Origin of the sequence: Proteus sp. G2673 (assembly GCF_009915125.1) — a bacterium.
GTDB lineage: Bacteria > Pseudomonadota > Gammaproteobacteria > Enterobacterales > Enterobacteriaceae > Proteus > Proteus penneri.
This window is the reverse complement of sequence record NZ_JAABLT010000024.1, coordinates 375,422-395,508: the sequence shown is the minus strand read 5'-3', so window position 1 is coordinate 395,508 and position 20,087 is coordinate 375,422. Positions and strand designations below refer to the sequence as shown.

The 20,087-nt window shown below is 38.7% G+C and carries 14 protein-coding genes and 1 tRNA gene; 4 read left to right on the top strand and 11 right to left on the bottom strand.

The window, feature by feature from the left end; all coding sequences use genetic code 11:
* The first annotated feature begins 40 nt into the window (after nt 1–40).
* The gene (gene dtpB, locus GWI59_RS16735) at nt 41–1,525 is read left to right on the top strand and encodes a dipeptide/tripeptide permease DtpB (RefSeq protein WP_006534913.1); all 1,485 of its coding nucleotides are present in this window, start codon (nt 41–43) and stop codon (nt 1,523–1,525) included.
* A 167-nt stretch (nt 1,526–1,692) separates the two neighbouring features.
* Here the strand turns inward: dtpB and fbaA are convergent, their stop codons facing one another.
* From fbaA to dnaQ, 7 genes are all read right to left on the bottom strand, one after another.
* Nucleotides 1,693–2,772 (bottom strand): class II fructose-bisphosphate aldolase, encoded by a 1,080-nt coding sequence (gene fbaA / locus GWI59_RS16730; protein ID WP_006534914.1) that lies wholly within the window; start codon nt 2,770–2,772, stop codon nt 1,693–1,695.
* A 63-nt stretch (nt 2,773–2,835) separates the two neighbouring features.
* Complete coding sequence (gene pgk / locus GWI59_RS16725) at nt 2,836–3,999, bottom strand: phosphoglycerate kinase (protein ID WP_072063577.1); 1,164 nt, start codon at nt 3,997–3,999, stop codon at nt 2,836–2,838.
* A gap of 86 nt (nt 4,000–4,085) precedes the next feature.
* Nucleotides 4,086–5,105, bottom strand: a complete 1,020-nt coding sequence (gene epd, locus GWI59_RS16720; RefSeq protein ID WP_161706577.1) for an erythrose-4-phosphate dehydrogenase — start codon at nt 5,103–5,105, stop codon at nt 4,086–4,088.
* A gap of 257 nt (nt 5,106–5,362) precedes the next feature.
* Nucleotides 5,363–7,357 (bottom strand): transketolase, encoded by a 1,995-nt coding sequence (gene tkt, locus GWI59_RS16715; protein WP_072063579.1) that lies wholly within the window; start codon nt 7,355–7,357, stop codon nt 5,363–5,365.
* Nucleotides 7,358–8,143: 786 nt separating this feature from the next.
* Nucleotides 8,144–9,367, bottom strand: coding sequence for a hypothetical protein (locus GWI59_RS16710; RefSeq protein ID WP_109847836.1), 1,224 nt, complete (start codon nt 9,365–9,367; stop codon nt 8,144–8,146).
* 1,044 nt (nt 9,368–10,411) lie between these two features.
* Nucleotides 10,412–10,488: transfer RNA gene (locus GWI59_RS16705), tRNA-Asp, on the bottom strand.
* Nucleotides 10,489–10,611: 123 nt separating this feature from the next.
* Nucleotides 10,612–11,364, bottom strand: a complete 753-nt coding sequence (gene dnaQ / locus GWI59_RS16700; RefSeq protein ID WP_006534924.1) for a DNA polymerase III subunit epsilon — start codon at nt 11,362–11,364, stop codon at nt 10,612–10,614.
* Between the two features lie 65 nt (nt 11,365–11,429).
* On the opposite strand from dnaQ, the gene rnhA reads away from it, so the two are divergent.
* The gene (gene rnhA / locus GWI59_RS16695; protein WP_072063582.1) at nt 11,430–11,915 is read left to right on the top strand and encodes a ribonuclease HI; all 486 of its coding nucleotides are present in this window, start codon (nt 11,430–11,432) and stop codon (nt 11,913–11,915) included.
* Between the two features lie 6 nt (nt 11,916–11,921).
* Here rnhA and GWI59_RS16690 read toward each other — a convergent pair whose 3' ends face one another.
* Nucleotides 11,922–12,638, bottom strand: a complete 717-nt coding sequence (locus tag GWI59_RS16690; protein ID WP_006534926.1) for a methyltransferase domain-containing protein — start codon at nt 12,636–12,638, stop codon at nt 11,922–11,924.
* Nucleotides 12,639–12,676: 38 nt separating this feature from the next.
* Between GWI59_RS16690 and gloB the strand changes: the two genes are divergently transcribed.
* A complete protein-coding gene (gloB, locus tag GWI59_RS16685; RefSeq protein WP_109399233.1) occupies nt 12,677–13,432 on the top strand; it encodes a hydroxyacylglutathione hydrolase in 756 nt (251 codons plus the stop codon).
* 75 nt (nt 13,433–13,507) lie between these two features.
* Entirely contained in the window at nt 13,508–14,842 is a 1,335-nt protein-coding gene (gene mltD, locus GWI59_RS16680) for a murein transglycosylase D (RefSeq protein WP_109399234.1), read from the top strand.
* Nucleotides 14,843–15,076: 234 nt separating this feature from the next.
* Here mltD and GWI59_RS16675 read toward each other — a convergent pair whose 3' ends face one another.
* From GWI59_RS16675 to pyrG, 3 genes are all read right to left on the bottom strand, one after another.
* On the bottom strand, nt 15,077–16,459 hold the full coding sequence (locus GWI59_RS16675) for an SLC13 family permease (RefSeq protein ID WP_004247295.1): 1,383 nt from the start codon (nt 16,457–16,459) through the stop codon (nt 15,077–15,079).
* Nucleotides 16,460–16,780: 321 nt separating this feature from the next.
* Nucleotides 16,781–18,082 carry a phosphopyruvate hydratase gene (gene eno, locus GWI59_RS16670; RefSeq protein ID WP_036911952.1) on the bottom strand — a complete coding sequence of 434 codons (1,302 nt, stop codon included), beginning with the start codon at nt 18,080–18,082 and terminating at the stop codon, nt 16,781–16,783.
* Nucleotides 18,083–18,144: 62 nt separating this feature from the next.
* Nucleotides 18,145–19,782, bottom strand: a complete 1,638-nt coding sequence (pyrG, locus tag GWI59_RS16665; RefSeq protein ID WP_072063587.1) for a glutamine hydrolyzing CTP synthase — start codon at nt 19,780–19,782, stop codon at nt 18,145–18,147.
* Nucleotides 19,783–20,087 lie beyond the last annotated feature (305 nt).

The window sequence follows — 20,087 nt, the reverse complement described above, 5'->3', positions numbered from 1 at the left end:
TCGTTGTTGAAAATAAATAATAATTAGGGGCATTACAGATATGGATAAACCCGCTCAAGTCGGTTTATTACAACAGCCTAAACCATTCTTTATGATTTTCTTTGTAGAATTATGGGAACGTTTTGGTTACTACGGCGTACAAGGTATTCTTGCCGTTTATTTTGTTAGTAAACTCGGTTTCTCTCAAGAACAGGCTTTCATTACTTTTGGTGCATTCTCTGCGCTGGTTTATGGGCTTATTTCTATTGGTGGTTATGTTGGTGACCACTTATTAGGAACAAAACGAACAATTGTTTTAGGTGCTATTGTCTTGGCTATCGGTTATTTTATGACTGGTATGTCAATTATGTATCCTAATTTAATTTTCTACGCATTAGGCACTATCGCGGTAGGTAATGGTTTATTTAAAGCTAACCCAGCCAGCCTATTAGCAAAATGTTATCCACCTAAAGATCCACGTCTTGATGGTGCATTTACACTATTTTATATGTCGATTAATATCGGCTCATTAATTTCTTTATCTATCGCCCCTGTACTTGCAGAACGTTACGGATATGCACTGACTTATAATATCTGTGGTATTGGCTTGATCATGGCGTTATTAGTTTATTTCTTCTGTCGTAAAATGGTTGCCAATATTGGTTCTGAACCAGACCATTTACCAATGAGCTTTAACAAACTGTTATTAGTTATTGTTGGTTCAATTGCGATGGTATTTGTTTGTGCATGGTTACTGCACAACGTGATGATTGCAAATATCGTTTTAGTCAGCCTGTCCATTATTGTTGTTTTCATTTATTTCCGTGAAGCTTTTAAACAAAAAGACAGAGTTGCTCGTAATAAAATGTATGTTGCATTTGTTCTGATGTTAGAAGCAGTTGTTTTCTACATTCTGTATGCTCAGATGCCAACTTCACTGAACTTTTTTGCTATTCATAACGTTCATCACACACTTTTAGGCTTTGATATTAATCCTGTAAGCTTCCAAGCACTAAACCCATTCTGGATCATTGTTGCTAGCCCAATCCTTGCTATCGCTTACAGTCATTTTGGCGCAAAAGGTAAAGACCTTTCAATGCCAGCGAAGTTTACCGCAGGTATGCTTCTATGCTCATTAGGTTTTCTTACAGCGGCAGCATCAGGTATGTGGTTTGCCGATGCTCAAGGCTTAACATCTCCTTGGTTTATCGTTCTGGTTTACTTATTCCAGAGTTTAGGTGAACTGATGATCAGTGCGTTAGGTTTAGCAATGGTTGCTGCATTCGTACCACAATACATGATGGGCTTTATTTTAGGTATGTGGTTCTTAACACAAGCCACAGCCTATCTGTTAGGGGGTTATGTAGCGACGTTCACAGCCGCACCAGAAGGTATTACAGATCCACTACAAACCTTACCTATTTATACCGATGTATTTGGTAAAATTGGCATAGTAACCTTAATTGTGGGCTTGGTTATGTGGGCAACAGTCCCCCTACTAAACCGAATGATGAAAGAAGAAAGCAAAAACGTTAAAGTTGCTTAATCTTTCAATCTAAATTAAATATTAATAAAAGCGCTTTTAATAGGCGCTTTTATTTTGCAATAAAAAACATTCTTTCGTTTAAGCGTTACCATGATTTTCCACTTTTCTTGATATATAAAAAAACCCGCCAAATAAGCGGGTTTAATTTAATCATTAAGAGTGATCAATTACAGAACATCAACTGAATTCAGTTCTTTAAATGCTTGCTCCAAACGAACAACCATAGATGATTGTGCGTGACGCAACCAGTTACGTGGGTCGTAGTATTTCTTGTTAGGTTTATCAGCACCTTCTGGGTTACCTAACTGGCCTTGCAGATAGGCTTCATTCTTTTTGTAGAACTGTAAGATACCATCCCAAGTTGCCCACTGAGTATCTGTATCGATATTCATTTTGATAACACCATAATCAACAGCTTCTTTGATTTCTTCAGCCGAGGAACCTGAACCGCCGTGGAAAACGAAATCTAAGCTATTGTGTGGTAGATTGAATTTCTGTGATACGTAGTCTTGTGAGTTACGCAGAATTTTTGGCGTTAATTGAACGTTACCTGGTTTATAAACACCGTGAACGTTACCGAAAGAGGCTGCGATAGTGAAACGAGGACTTACCGCGCTCAGTTTTTCATATGCATAAGCAACATCTTCTGGTTGTGTATACAGAGCAGAGCTGTCCATACCTGTATTATCAACACCATCTTCTTCACCACCAGTACAGCCTAATTCGATTTCTAAAGTCATATCGATTTTAGCCATACGCGCTAAATATTTAGCACAGATTTCGATGTTTTCTTCTAATGATTCTTCAGATAAGTCAATCATATGAGAAGAGAACAGTGGTTTGCCTGTTTTAGCATAGTGTTTTTCACCTGCATCTAACAGACCATCAATCCATGGTAATAATTTTTTCGCACAGTGGTCAGTATGCAGAATAACAGGAACACCATAATATTCAGCCATTTGATGCACATGATGAGCACCAGAAATTGCACCTAAAATAGCAGCTTGCTGTGGTACATCAGATTTAAGACCTTTACCTGCGATAAATGCAGCACCACCGTTAGAGAACTGTACAATAACAGGAGAACGAACTTTCGCAGCAGCTTCTAACACAGCATTGATTGAGTCAGTACCTACACAGTTAACCGCAGGCAGAGCAAATTTATTTTCTTTTGCTACTGCAAATACTTTTTGTACATCATCACCAGTGATGACACCCGGTTTCACGAAATCAAAAACTTTAGACATGTAATAAGATCCTATATTTGGAACAGGTAGAAAATAATTTTCTACCTGTATGAGCTGACTTAATTACTGTTTAGCGCGTTCTTCTAACATTGCAACAGCAGGAAGTTTTTTGCCTTCAACGAATTCTAGGAAAGCACCACCACCGGTTGAAATGTAAGAGATTTTGTCTGCGATATCAAATAAATCAATAGCAGCTAGCGTATCACCACCGCCAGCGATAGAGAATGCTTCACTATCTGCGATTGCTTTAGCAACGATTTCTGTACCTTTACGGAAGTTAGGGAATTCAAACACACCTACCGGACCGTTCCACAGAATAGTTTTTGCATTTTTCAGAATTTCAGCTAAACGTTCAGCAGTCACATCACCGATATCCAATACTTGTTCATCATCTTTAATGTCATTTGCTGATTTCAATACAGCTTCTGCTGTTTCAGAAAATTCAGTTGCAACACGAACATCGCTTGGTACTGGAATATCACATTTTTCCATTAATTTCTTAGCATCATCGACAAGATCAGCTTCATATAAAGAACGGCCTACTGGGTGACCTTCTGCTGCGATAAAGGTATTTGCGATACCACCACCAACGATTAATTGGTCAGCGATTTTTGATAAAGAATCTAATACAGTCAGTTTAGTTGAAACTTTAGAACCACCAACAATTGCAACCATTGGGCGTGCTGGTTTATCTAATGCTTTACCTAATGCTTCAAGTTCTGCTGATAACAGTGGGCCAGCACAAGCAACTTGTGCAAATTTAGCAACACCATGAGTTGATGCTTGAGCACGGTGAGCTGTACCGAATGCATCCATTACAAATACATCACATAATGCAGCGTATTGTTTAGACAGTGTTTCGTCGTCTTTCTTTTCGCCTTTGTTAAAACGAACGTTTTCAAGAACAACTAATTCACCGGCATTAACTTCAACACCGTTTAAATAGTCTTTAGCAAGACTGACAGGTGCAGTTAATTTGTCTTTCAGATAGTCAACAACTGGTTTTAAAGAGAACTCTTCGTTGTACTCACCTTCGGTAGGACGGCCTAAGTGAGAAGTTACCATCACTTTAGCGCCTTGTTTTAACGCGGCTTCAATTGTTGGTAAAGAAGCACGGATACGCGCATCTGAAGTCACTTTACCATCTTTTACTGGAACGTTCAGGTCAGCACGGATAAGAACTCGTTTACCCGCTAGGTCTAAATCGGTCATCTTAATTACAGACATGATGAATCCTCTCATTGATTCTCTAAAATTTAGTAATCTTCTGTTCAGTGTGTTGTATTTTACGCGACACCGTCATTAAAACATGATTATTTAAAACCAGTTGCAGCCATTGCTAACGTTGTATCAAGCATCCGATTAGCAAAGCCCCATTCATTATCACACCAGACTAACGTCTTGATCAGGTGTTGCCCACTGACTCTTGTTTGAGTGCCGTCAACGATAGCACTATGAGGGTCGTGGTTAAAATCAGTTGAGACTAATGGCAATTCTGTGTAATCCACTATACCACGAAATGCGCCAGTTGCTGATTTTTGAATTAACCGATTGACATCTAACACATTTACAGCAGTTTTTACAGTGATACTTAAATCAATTGCCGTCACATTAATTGTAGGAACTCGTACAGAAATTGCCTCAAAATGATCCTTAAATTTTGGGAAAATCCGAGTAATTCCTGCGGCTAATTTCGTATCAACAGGAATGATAGATTGTCCTGCGGCACGAGTACGGCGTAAATCCTTATGATATGCATCAATCACGGGTTGATCGTTCATGGCTGCATGGATTGTTGTTACTGTTCCTGACTCTATATTAAACGCATCATCCATCATTTTAATGATGGGAATAATACAGTTTGTTGTACAAGATGCATTTGAAACAATGCGGTGTTCTTTTTTAAGTTCATGTTGATTAACACCAAAAACCACTGTTGCATCTAAATCTGTTGTCCCCGGATGAGAAAAGAGCACTTTTTTTGCACCTTGTGCAATATGAGCTTCACCATCAGCACGAGAGCCATAAGCACCACTACAATCAAGCACAACATCAATACCAAGCTCACCCCAAGGTAAATCAGCAATATCAGCATGATGAAAAAGACGAATGCTATCATCACCTACTTGCAATAAATCGTTATTAATTCGTACATCCCAAGCAAAACGTCCGTGACTGGAGTCATACTTGAGAAGATGCCCAATGCCTTGTGCATCAGCCAATTCATTTATTGCAACAACCGTTATTTCAGCCCGTTTACCTGATTCATAAAGCGCTCTTAACACATTACGCCCTATACGACCAAAACCGTTAATAGCGACTCTGATTGTCATGTGACTTCCTTGATAACTTGTGATTTGCAACCGCTTAGAATAATAGAGCAAGATACTAATCAACAACGATAAATCAAGTAAATCTAGAAATTGTGCAGTCACCGACATTTTAGCATTAACTGAAACGGTTCAGCTTATTGATAATCAGATTACGAGAAATGAGAGAAGATCGCAATAGTAAACAAAGATGGAAGGATAAAAAAAGAGCACATCTGAGAAATTCTTCCCAAAAATGTGCTCTTGTTAACACTTATTGATTATTTAAGTAAAGATTTTGCCTGTGTGACCACATTTTCAACAGTAAAACCAAACTCTTCAAATAATTCGTTTGCAGGTGCAGATTCGCCGAAGCTATGCATACCAACAATCGCGCCTTCTAAACCAACATATTTGAACCAATAGTCAGCAATACCAGCTTCGATAGCAACACGTGCTTTCACTGATGTTGGTAATACTGCTTCACGGTAATCTGCATCTTGCTTATCAAATGCATCTGTTGCTGGCATAGAAACAACACGTACTTTACGGCCTTCAGCAGTCAGTTGATCATAAGCGCTAACCGCTAATTCAACTTCAGAACCTGTGGCAATAAAGATTAATTCAGGCGTACCAGCACAATCTTTCAGGATGTAACCACCCTTCTCAATATTTGCCAGTTGCTCTGGAGTACGTGGTTGTTGTGCAAGATTTTGACGAGAGAAGATCAGCGCTGTAGGGCCATCTTTACGATCAATAGCATATTTCCATGCAACAGCTGATTCAACTTGGTCACATGGACGCCATGTGCTCACGTTTGGAGTGACACGCAGGCTTGCCATTTGCTCAACAGGTTGGTGAGTTGGGCCATCTTCACCCAGACCGATAGAGTCATGAGTATAAACAAAGATACTGCGGATCTTCATCAGTGCAGCCATACGCACTGCATTACGCGCATATTCCATAAACATCAGGAAGGTTGCGCCGTAAGGAACAAAACCGCCATGTAATGCAATACCGTTCATGATTGCAGACATACCAAATTCACGCACACCGTAATGGATGTAGTTACCGGCCTTGTCTTCGTTCAGTGCTTTAGAACCAGACCACATGGTCAGGTTACTTGGTGCTAAGTCCGCAGAACCGCCCATGAATTCTGGTAATACTTTACCGAATGCTTCTAATGCATTTTGAGACGCTTTGCGACTTGCGATGCTTGAAGGATTTTGTTGCAGATTTTCAATAAATGCTTTGGCATCTTTTTCCCAGTTTGCGGGTAATTCACCAGAAACACGACGTTTGAATTCAGCCGCTAATTCAGGGAACTGTGCTGCGTATGCAGCAAATTTAGCATCCCATGCAGCTTCTTTTGCTTTACCCGCTTCTTTCGCATCCCACTCTTTATAGATTTCTTGTGGAATTTCGAATGCGCCATATTCCCAACCTAACGCTTTACGTGTTTCAGCAATTTCTGCATCACCTAATGGGGAACCGTGAGAATCAGCAGTACCTGCTTTATGAGGGGAACCAAAACCGATAGTGGTTTTACAAATCAACAGTGAAGGCTTGTCAGTAATTTGTTTTGCTTCTTCAACCGCGGCTTTGATGCTTGCTGCATCGTGTCCATCAATGCCACTGATGACATGCCAGCCATAAGCGTCAAAACGTTCTGCTGTGTTATCAGTAAACCAACCGTGCACTTGACCATCAATAGAGATGCCATTGTCATCATAGAATGCAATCAGTTTACCTAACTGTAATGTTCCAGCTAAAGAACACGCTTCATGAGAGATACCTTCCATCATACAACCATCACCCATAAAGGCGTAGGTGTAGTGGTCAACAATGTCATGACCAGGACGGTTAAATTGAGCCGCTAATGTACGTTCTGCAATAGCAAAGCCCACTGCGTTTGCAATACCTTGACCTAAAGGACCCGTTGTTGTTTCAACACCAGGGGTATAACCATATTCTGGGTGACCCGGCGTTTTAGAATGCAATTGACGGAAGTTTTTTAGATCATCTAAAGAAACTTGATAACCAGACAGGTGCAGTAAGCTATAAATCAGCATTGAAGCGTGGCCGTTAGATAATACGAAACGGTCACGATCAGCCCAGTTAGGGTTAGTCGGGTTATGATTTAAAAAATCACGCCATAATACTTCTGCAATATCAGCCATACCCATAGGGGCGCCAGGGTGTCCTGATTTCGCTTTTTGCACAGCATCCATACTTAAAAAACGGATCGCATTAGCAAGGGTTTTACGAGTGGTCATTTTCTACTCCAAGTCGGATAAAAAGCATCTAGATAGCTGATTCTCTCAATGCAGGCAAAAAACCGCAATATAAAAAATCCACCAAGGTGGCTATCGTAATTAGCTTAAAGCAATAATTCTTTGATTTGCACGGCATTTTTTACGATCAAAGCGGAAAATAACATTACACCACCGCATTGTTGCGCAACGAAAAGCAAAAAAGACAATGATTTGCGCAATTGAGAAGCGTGCTATTAAACCTTAGCTTGATATGACTAATCAAGATAAAATTTCATTGCTGAATTATCCATCAAATCAAATAAATACTGTATTGTTTTAATTATAACCTAATAACTGACTAAACTTGTTACAAGGACGTAGAATTATAAGAGATTAAAAAAGATAAAAAGCAGATAACCCACTGATTCAGTAATAAAAATCTTATTTACATCATATATAACTAAAAGGGAAAGTCAGCGTAACGTAAATGTTACTTATCACCTTAGCAAAATGAGTGAGAAAATAAGTAATTAGGTTATTCCAAGAATGGTTTTTATAAATTTTATTACAATAAAGAATATATTTTTCGTATTTTGACTTTCAATAAGCCTAAAGTTTCTTTTTTCTGTGTTAATTGAATATTTTTTTCCATTATTATTTTTGCAGAAAATAGTTTCAGAAAACAGCTTATTTAATAATACGCGAAAGTTTACAAAGCAAAAAACCCAGCATAAATGCTGGGGTTTAGTAATGAAAGGCATCCCTCCGAATTGGATTATCATTTAATGTGGTTATAACTAACCTTGTTCAGATATTTTTAAAGATAGGTATTTTTCTCACTTCTTTAAGGTAGGCAGTACCTTCAGTATTGCCAGTACCTGGCGAGGCGCCCAGCATTTTTACAGCAATACCGTAATGCGACTGCCTCCATATTTTCATGCCTAATCCAAACGACTCCATCGCTTGATGAAAATCATCTTTATACAAATTATCCTGAGGAATAAGATTAAAAACATCATCAATCGTCTCAGGGTTGCATAAAATCTCCTCGCTTACCTCCGGTACCGCTCGATAGGCTATTGAATTGAATCTTTCAGCATCAGGTCTACTACACAATGATTCAACTTTTTTATAACTGCGTGACTGGATTGCACTAGAACCTTCGGTATAGTCTCTGAACCTATGAAAGCCATCAACCCGCAACGTCGATAGCAATGGAAAAAGTGCTGCCATTTCATTCAATCGATTAGCACTGAGAAACAAGAGTTCAGTTGCTTGTTTCAGATCCGATTTAGCAAAGGCAATAACTTCCGTTAAACAAGAGGCCAGCCAATCAAACAATGTTTCAAAAGCCTGTAATATACGTAAAAAAATGTACTCATCATGATTAATATAAACGGGTATCATTGAGTATTCTAAGCGTAATTTTTCATTATCAGATAAGCGTAAAAACACAGCGGAACAAATTGTGTCGCAGATCGCTATCATATCCCGCTCATTATTTTCCCACTGTATATTCATTCGTTGATATACTTTTCCCATACACTTTATCAGTCGTCGGCAACGCATATTAACAAGTCGCTGATCTGGTGCCATTTCATAGAGCCAACTGCCATTATTACGCAATGCCTCTAGCTCAAAACGGATTAAATCCATAGTAATAATAGTCAGTTGCCAATCAATATAATCAGCACTATTTTCTGTGTAATTCTGCCAATGTAATAAATCCAGTGCTAGATAAGATCGGTAACTATAAGTGTCATCAAATTTATCCAAGACGACGTTGAGAAAACTTAACATCCAATCACCAGCGGAATTGCGGGCTAATTCATCTCGATATACTGCCAGTTGTTGTAATTTTTGGTGGGTAACAAAATGTTTTCCAACTTTATGAAATTCAGAAAGAATTTCTCTGGCATCACATCGATGACTATTATTCAATAGACTGTCTTCGGTGGTCACTCTATAACTCTTTTCACGTTTTGAATCAGCCCCATCAAGATGCTCTTGCTCTGATATTCTATCAACCATAGTTAGCTCCCGGCTCTTTGTTTCGATAAATCAGTAACTGTCCACAAAAAAATCTACGTCGGCTTGCTGTATAAAATAATGGATGGCGATCCTTAACACCTTATTACGCAAATTCCTCTTTGTTGCATAAATGTCAGGATTTCAAGTTGCTGGGCGAGTAGTTTTATATATTCCATCCCGCGCTTCACTAATACTGTTGCCTTCGCTACATGCTCAGCACTCAATTCACTTGCTGCTTCAGCTAACTCTTCATTTTGTTGAAGATTCAACCATCGCTATGTGGATTGATGTATAACCTGAAAGAAAAATTCATTAGCAATATGAATGTATTTATACAATATAACAGTCATTAAAACCAACAATAATTTAACGTTGAACCAACAACCCTAACTGTAAAAAGACATATTTACTGGAATTACATAAACAAAATCAATCAAGTTAAAGGAAAAATAATTTTATTATATAGGTTGAAAATCCTTTAAATTAATCCGCAAAAGAGTAATTAAAGCTAATTAAAAGTGATAATTTGCATTATTATAGTCTTTTAGTTCACTTTGTTATTATGATTTATTTTATTATTCTAATTGCTTTAATTATTTTAACGGTAATTTTTCGAAGGGTAACAATTAAAGATACCCCGTCATCAATCACAAGTCCGAGAAGCATATACATAAAATATATTTATATTTTTAATTGAGGCAATGTTAAAATCTGTTTTATTGGTTTCCAGTAATTATTTATATATTCAATTAAACGGCTATTCGGGTCTAATAAACAGGGTGTTACTGGCTAGCTGGGGCTAGTTTGGATATCAACGGGGATCAGTACTGGAGTTGCCCGCTTAATGGTAGGAGAAAGCCTTGTGTTCTTATGTTTAGCCCAAAGAGTTCAATGTATATGAACACACATTACAGCGTGATTTACGTGAATATTTGGCTTATTTACGGGTAGAAGGTCGGAAAAGTGGCATACTGCAGGTATGGCATAATGATAAAACCTCAATAGCAAAAACGCCATGCTAATAAATAGCATGGCATCATAATTTGGCGGAACGGACGGGACTCGAACCCGCGACCCCCTGCGTGACAGGCAGGTATTCTAACCAACTGAACTACCGCTCCGCGTATCCTCTCGGACGAGATGAATATTACGAATCTCTTGCCTTGTCGTCAACTGTTTTTCTAACAAAAAGATGCATTTGGATAGTTTTTAATCTCAGTTAACCATTTCTGCATTTTTTATCTTCAAACAGCCTCATCATTTGATGCTGGACGCCACAAACAATGCCCGCCTTTTTTCTCAACTAAATCTAATCGAGACTCATGCTCAGCAAGTTCTTCTGCGGTTGCTCTTATTACTCTTAATCCTGAAACAGGGCGCTCGATACGCTGGATATCATTTTGCTCTTGCTCGTTATTTGATTCACCTTCCATTGAAAATGCTAATGCTGTTTGTCCACCGGTCATTGCCAAATAGACATCAGAAAGTATTTCAGCATCCAATAACGCGCCGTGAAGAGTACGTTTAGAGTTATCTATTAAGTATCTATCACATAAGGCATCAAGGTTATTTCGCTTACCGGGAAATAATGCTCTTGCCATTGCAAGGCTATCGGTAATTTGGCAGAACGTTTCAGTAGGCGGAATATCACGGTTAAGTTTTCTAAACTCATAATCCATAAAGCCAATATCGAACGATGCGTTATGAATGATCAGCTCTGCGCCACGAATATACTCTAAAAACTCGTCAGCGATATCAGCAAAAGAAGGACAATCTTCTAAAAACTCATCACTAATACCATGAACTTCAAACGCTTCAGGATCAACTAATCTTTCGGGCTTAATATAAACATGGAAATTTCGCCCTGTTAATCGACGATTGATAACCTCTACAGCACCAATTTCAATGATATTATGACCTTCATAATGAACGCCCAGCTTATTCATACCAGTAGTTTCGGTATCAAGTACAATTTGTCGTGTGATTGGAGTGCTCATAATCCGTTTTTATGTCAGACTTAGGGTTAGTTTTTCGTATTAATCAAAAAGGATAAGTCGCCTTTATGCACAAGCAGGTAGAAATATTCACCGATGGTTCATGCTTAGGCAACCCTGGCCCTGGTGGTTATGGCGCTATTTTACGCTATCAACAACATGAAAAAACCCTAAGTGAAGGTTTTTTTATGACCACCAATAACCGAATGGAACTTCTTGCCGCTATCGTAGCATTAGAAACATTAAAATTCCCTTGTAAAATCACACTGACAACAGATAGCCAATATGTCAGACAGGGTATTACACAGTGGATCCATAGCTGGAAAAAGCGCCAGTGGCGTAAAGCAGACAAAAGCCCTGTGCTTAATGTCGATTTATGGAAACGCTTAGATAGTGCTATTACTCGTCATGAAATTGAATGGCATTGGGTAAAAGGCCATGCAGGTCATGATGAAAATGAACGTTGTGATGAATTAGCAAGAACGGCGGCTCAATCACCTACACAAGAAGACACAGGTTATATCGAAAGCCAAAAAGATAAAACCACAGATTAGTAAGCATTATGGCTCTGGATGATTACGTGTAGCGCCTAAAACTCGACCTTTTACACTCATGCGTGGCAATACAAATTTCAAGGCTGTGGGTGTTAAAGGAAGCGTTCTTTTACGTGCAATGATTAGATTTAAACAGCCACCGATGTGATAGCGGCTGCCATCACATTTTATTGGTCTTGAAAATGGCATAATCTGGAAATTCTGTTGTGTCATCACTTCGTAATTTAGCACACTTAGCCAATCAATTTGGCGTCGAAGTGAAAACATACGACTTGAATAAGGTTGCCTTTGTCGTAAAAAAGGCGTGCATTTACCCAATCCTAATAAACTCATAGGGTTAAAGCTCGTTAATACTATCCAGCCATCATCAATTAAAACGCGATCTGCTTCTCGTAATAGCCAATGGGGATCTGCACTATAATCAAGCACATGCGCCATAAGACAAACATCAATCGATTTATTTTCAAAGGGTAAATAATCTAAAGAGGCGATAACATCTGCATTTATTTTATTAGATGTCACATTGACTTGATGTGAAACGATACTTAATTTGGTATCCAGTTCAGCACTGAGTTGACCGAGTTTTAATAAATGAAAGCCATACATTTTTGGCCACCAATTTTGTAAACGCAGTTCGATAGCCATGCGATAATATTCCCCCCATGGAATATCACGCCAAGAATCTGGCATCATAATTGGTTTTGCTGAACGCGCTGCTTTCATCGTTTAACCCTTTATATTTTATAAGTAAGGTAACTTATATGGAGCTTATCAGAATTCCTGCTTTATCCGATAACTACATTTGGCTATTAAGTAATGAAAATAGTGAATGTGTGATTGTGGATCCGTCACAAGCCAAGCCTGTTATTGAAATGCTTTCACAACGCTCGCTAACACCTATCGCGATTTTATTAACCCACCATCATGATGATCATGTTGGTGGCGTTACTGAACTTGTAAAAAAATATCCTAACATTGACGTTTTTGGCCCACAAGAAACACAAAGTAAAGGGGCTGAAAATATTATTCATAATCAAGAGCGCATCATTGTTGGCACTTTCACTTTTAATGTGATTGGCACACCAGGCCATACATTAGGTCATGTTGCGTATTATTGTGAACCCTATTTATTTTGTGGCGATACACTTTTTTCTGGTGGTTGTGGTCGTTTATTCGAAGGTACCGCACAACAAATGTTTAGTTCATTACAAAGATTGAGCGCTTTACCTGATGACACATTAATTTGTTGTGCTCATGAATACACCCTATCAAATATGACCTTTGCACATCATATCATGCCAGAAAATGCACTTATTACCGATTATTTAGCCCAAGTTAGTGAAATGCGTAAAAATTTGCAACCTACTGTGCCAATAACACTGAAAAACGAAAAGAATATTAATCTTTTTTTGAAATCTGACGATATTGATTTGCAAAGGATTTTAGGTATAACCACTAATACATATGCTCCAATTAAGACATTTACAAAATTAAGAGAATTAAAAGACAACTTTTGATTTCTATTGATTGTTTTATTTTGGCACACTAAGTATCATTTGGTTCAAAAAACACACAGGATGAATTTTTATATTATGAAGACAAAAGCGATTTTGTTCTCCATATTGCTATTGGCGGGCTGCCAGCAATCTGAGAATATTAAACCTAATTTGTCTGCGATCACACCAACATCAACGAAAGGGACTTCAACTTCTCAACAACCTCAATATGATGTCAAAACCAATTTATGGGGTTATGTGATAAGTGAATTAAAAATGGATCTCCCTGAAAATGAAAGGATCTCGCAGCAAGAATTATATTTTTTAAATAATCCCAAACATATACAAAGCGTTGCTTCTCGTGCTGAACCTTATATGTATTCGATTATTGATGAAATTGAAAAACGTGAATTACCGATGGAACTAGCTTTAGTTCCTGTGGTTGAAAGTGCGTTTAATCCCCATGTTACCTCTTCTGCAAATGCTGCTGGTTTATGGCAATTTGTTCCAATAACTGGTAATTACTATGGTTTAGCACAAAACCAATGGTATGACGGTCGTCGTGATGTCATGGCATCAACCAAAGCCGCACTTGATTTACTTGAACGCTTGTATGTAATGTTTGATAGTGATTGGGCACTTGCCCTTGCTGCTTATAACGCTGGTGAAGGCCGTGTTATGCAAGCAATAAAGGCAAATGAAAGTAAAAACCTACCCACAGACTATTGGTCACTCTCTTTACCTAAAGAAACAATGAATTATGTACCTAAAATTCTCGCTTTAAGTAAAGTTATCCGTGAAAACGAAGAAAACATTACTTTTCCTAAAAGTAACTATCGTGATAAAGCATTAGCTTCCATTGATGTCGGTGAACAAATCACATTAAATAAAGTTGCTGAATTAAGTCAGCTACCTATTAATACTGTGAAAGATTATAACCCAGGCTATAAACGTGGCATAACCGCACCTAATGGCCCTCATGTGATTATGTTGCCTCGCAATAAGCTTGATCAATTCCGTAACGCTTTTGAAGATGAAGCGGTATTAGAGACTATTCGTTTAGCTGTCGCCAAAACAAATCAGTCTATTAAGCAAGAAGGTGTTTATAAAGTTCGCTCTGGGGATTCATTTTACGCTATTGCTCGTCGCTACAATATGAGCATAAAAGACTTACAACGTATTAATGGATTAAATGCAAAAAGCACCCTATTAGTAGGACAAACATTAAAAATTCATAATGCGGGCAGTGCCAGTAATACTACGGTAACAAAACCGACAAAACCGTCTCCGAGTTATTACAAAGTTCGACAGGGAGATTCTTATTACAGCATCGCTCGTCGTCACGGTATTAACCTTAAATTATTAATGAGTTGGAACTCAGACATTAAAATGTTAAAACCGGGTACACAACTTACACTTTACACAAAATAATTAAGTTATTTTCTATTTTAAATAGCCATCAATGTTATGACATTTTTAGTCTTAATATTGATGGTTTTTTATAGCCCATAAAAGTCATCTCACCTCTCCTTTTTCTAGAGCAATCCCTATAATAACTAGGATGCCAATCCAAATAACAGATAAGAACAAGGCAATAAAAAAGCGCCCGATATCACTATCAAGCGCTCTATTTTTATCTCATCAAGATTAATTTAACGTATTCACTTATAACCAGAAGAACCAAGCAAACAGAGAGATAACTAAGATACACACTAAGTTCAGCACACCACCGACACGTACCATCTCAGTTTGTTTAATATAACCAGAACCAAAGACAATCGCATTTGGTGGGGTTGCAACAGGTAACATAAACGCACAAGATGCACCAATACCAATAATCATTGTCAACGCCATTACTGGCATACCTAACGCTTGTGCAACGGTTGCAAAGATAGGTACTAATAACGCAGCACTTGCTGTATTGCTGGTGAACTCTGTTAATACGATGATAAAGGTCGTTACTGCAAGGATGATCACAAACCAATGGCTATTACCAAAGGTATCTTTCATAAAGTCAGCCATAACCAAGCTTGCACCAGATGATTGTAAAATTGCGCTCAGTGTTAAACCACCACCAAACAGCATTAATACACCCCACTCAGTGTTCTCTTGAATTTGGCTCCAACTTGCTACACCTGTTACACCGATTACAATTGCTGCACTAACCGCAATAACTGTATCTAAATCTTTTACACCACCAAAAGCACTGCTGATGAAAGAGCTAAAGATCCAGCAAAATACGGTAACTAAGAAGATAATCATGGTGATAACACGTTTGTTATTCCACTCTAACACTTCTAATTTCAGATCAAACTTATGTTTCAAGTTAGGACGCAGCATTAGGTACATTACAATAAACATGATAGGCAATAATACCAACATGATTGGAACACCATACTTCATCCACGTAATGAAATCTAAGTTCAGTTGAGCCGCGGCAATCGCATTAGGTGGGCTACCAACTAACGTACCTAAACCACCAATACTGGCACTATAAGCAACACCTAGTAATACGAAGACGAAAGTATTACGTTCTGAACGAATATCTAAGTTAGATAAAATACCTAATACTAAAGGCAGCATCATCGCAGCTGTTGCTGTGTTACTGATCCACATTGAAAGTAATGCAGTAACACCAAATAACAGCAATACAGCGATTGACAGTTTACCTTTTGCAATCATCAGCAAGCGGTTAGCAATTAAGCGATCAAGCCCTTGAATATGAAGTGCTGTCGCTAATGCAAAGCCACCGAAGAATAAGAAAATGATAGGATTTGCAAATGATTTTAATGACTCATTGGTATTCATTAGCCCAAGCACAACGGCTAAAATAGGTATAAATAATGCTGTTATCGTCACGTGAATAGCTTCTGTCAGCCATAACACACCCACAAACACCATTAATGCTAAACCTGCATTGGCCTTCGGATCATAAGGTAAAAATTCTAGCAAAAGTAGTAATAACACCACATCAATAGCCAGAATAATTAACCCTCGTTTGTTTATCGGACTAGACTTCGCCGATGGGGCTAAATTGGATGCGTCCATGATAATACTCCACATTAGCTGATATGAACATTGGATTCACTAAGCTTAAATTGTTAACGAAATAGGTTATATGTGAAATATAAAAACATTTCTCGTCCTTGAAAATGCGCAAAACTAATAATTGGGATCTCATCCACGAGAATTAACCAATTTATTAATAAAAGAGTAATAATTGAACACTATTTCCTCTTACACATCACACTTTTTTCAAAACGGTTAAAAATAAATATGCTATTTTTTCGGTAAAAAAATAAAAAAAAGAGGAGAACTCAATGTTCTCCCCTTTCAGATTAATAAATTTTTTTAATCAAAGGTGCCAGATTATGCTTGGCCTTTAACTTCTTTAAGACCGTTGAAAGGTGCTTTGTTACCTAATGCTTCTTCGATACGGATCAGTTGGTTATATTTAGCAACACGGTCAGAACGGCTCATAGAACCTGTTTTGATTTGACCTGCTGCTGTACCAACTGCTAAGTCAGCGATAGTTGCATCTTCAGTTTCACCAGAACGGTGAGAGATAACAGCAGTGTAGCCTGCATCTTTCGCCATTTTGATTGCAGCTAAAGTTTCTGTCAGTGAACCGATTTGGTTGAATTTGATCAGAATTGAGTTAGCAATACCTTTGTCGATACCTTCTTTCAGGATCTTAGTGTTAGTTACAAATAGGTCATCACCAACCAATTGGATTTTGTCACCAAGAACTTTAGTTTGGTATGCAAAACCATCCCAATCAGATTCGTTTAAACCATCTTCGATAGAAACGATTGGGTATTGTTTAGTCAGTTCTTCTAAGTAATGAGTAAACTCTTGTGAAGTGAAGGTTTTGCCTTCGCCTTTCAGTTCGTAGTTACCTGTTTCATTGTTGTAGAACTCAGAAGCTGCACAGTCCATAGCCAGAGTAACGTCTTTACCTAAAACGTAACCTGCTTTTTCAACTGCTTCTTTGATAGCAGCCAATGCAGCAGCATTAGATTCTAAATTTGGTGCATAGCCACCTTCGTCACCTACTGCAGTGTTCATGCCTTTTGCTTTTAACACTTTTGCTAAGTGATGGAAGATTTCTGAACCCATACGCACTGCTTCTTTCAGAGTTGGTGCGCCAACTGGTTGGATCATGAATTCTTGGATATCAACGTTGTTATCTGCGTGCTCACCACCGTTGATGATGTTCATCATTGGCAGAGGCATAGAATATTGACCGTGAGTACCGTTCAGATCAGAAATGTGCTCATACAAAGGCATACCTTTTGCAGCTGCAGCCGCTTTTGCGTTTGCTAAAGAAACCGCTAGGATTGCGTTTGCACCAAAGTTTGATTTGTTTTCAGTACCATCTAAATCGATCATGATTTTATCGATGTTAGCTTGGTCTTTTGCATCTTGGCCAAGGATCGCTTTAGCGATTGGACCATTAACAGCAGCAACCGCTTTCAGAACACCTTTACCTAAGAAACGTGATTTATCGCCATCACGTAATTCTAAAGCTTCGCGAGAACCTGTTGATGCGCCTGATGGAGCCGCAGCCATACCAACAAAACCACCTTCTAAGTGAACTTCTGCTTCAACTGTTGGGTTGCCACGAGAATCAATAATTTCACGACCAAGTACTTTAACGATTTTGGACATTCGGTTTTCCTCTGTACAAGTTAAATTTCCGAGAAGAGATATTCTATCTCTTCTCATATATCCTATTTCAGCAGGCCTTTTTGGTTATCAAAGGCTGCTTTCACAAAGCCTGCAAATAACGGATGGCCGTCACGCGGCGTTGAGGTAAACTCTGGGTGGAACTGACAAGCAACAAACCAAGGATGGTTTGGATTTTCAATAATTTCCACCAGTTTATTATCTACTGAACGACCTGCAATACGTAAACCCGCATCTTCGATACGTTTTAATAGTAGATTATTTACTTCATAACGGTGACGATGGCGTTCTGTAATGGTGTTTTTGCCATACAGTGTACGAACTAAGCTATCTCCACTTAAATGGCAAGGCTGAGCACCAAGTCGCATCGTACCACCTAAATCACTCTCTTCTGAACGCACTTCGACATTACCGTCTTCATCGCGCCATTCAGTAATTAACGCAATAACTGGATATTTGCAATCTGGTGCAAATTCAGTGGAGTTTGCACCTTCCATTCCAGCAACATTACGTGCAAACTCAATCATAGCAACCTGCATACCTAAGCAAATGCCTAAGTAAGGGATTTTATTTTCACGTGCATATTGAGCAGCCATAATTTTGCCCTCGACACCACGTTCACCAAAACCACCTGGTACTAAGATTGCGTCTAACCCTTTAAGCATTTCTACGCCACGAGTTTCAACGTCTTGTGAATCAATTAGTTTGATATTTACAGCAACACGGCTTTTGAAACCACCATGTTTTAATGCTTCAATCACTGATTTATAGGCATCTGGTAATTCAACATATTTACCAACCATACCAATGGTCACTTCGCCTTCAGGATTAGCTTCTTCGTAAATAACTTGTTCCCACTCTGCAAGGTTTGCGACTGGGCAATCTAAGCTGAATCGTTTACAGATATAATCATCTAATCCCTGAGATTTCAATAGTGCAGGGATTTTATAAATGGAATCGACGTCTTTTAATGAAATAACCGCTTTCTCTGGTACATTACAGAACAGCGCAATCTTCGCACGTTCATTAGCAGGGATAACGCGGTCTGAACGGCAAATCAACGCATCAGGCTGGATACCGATCGACAGTAATTCTTTTACAGAATGCTGAGTTGGTTTAGTTTTCACTTCACCAGAAGCGGCTAAATAAGGCACCAATGTTAAATGTAGATAGAATGTGTGCTCGCGGCCCACTTCTGCTGCCATTTGGCGAATCGCTTCTAAGAATGGTAAGGATTCGATATCACCAACTGTCCCGCCAACTTCAACTAAAACGACATCATGACCTTCACCGCCACGGATGATGCGTTCTTTGATTTCATTAGTGATATGAGGAATAACTTGAATTGTAGCCCCAAGATAGTCACCACGACGCTCTTTGCGTAGTACTTCCGAGTATACGCGACCTGTCGTGAAGTTATTACGACGAGTCATTTTCGTGCGAATAAAGCGCTCATAGTGTCCTAAGTCGAGATCAGTTTCAGCACCATCGTCAGTAACGAAGACTTCCCCGTGCTGAATTGGGCTCATAGTACCTGGATCGACGTTGATATACGGATCCAACTTCATCATGGTGACATTGAGTCCACGGGCTTCGAGTATAGCCGCCAGAGAGGCTGCGGCAATGCCTTTACCCAGAGAGGATACGACCCCGCCGGTCACAAAAATATAATTCGTTTTCATGCTGAACCTGAAAGTTTAGGTGTATTAGGATGATGGATATAACTGGACGGGAACACAGTATACCCGAACCTTATTTTCGCTACAAACATTCTTAGTAGTATAAAGTTCTTTTTCATCACGCCACTTATCCGTTTAAACACGAAAAAACAGTAAAAATTCAATTAACTAAACCCGTGAAAATATTTCACAAGCATTTTAGCTTAATCCTTTCAGCTAAGCTATCACTTTTAGAGAAGAGATGCTTTATTTTTTCACAATATTAAGTGTAGCAGGTTTATAGCGAGATCTTTTGCTTATGATCATAC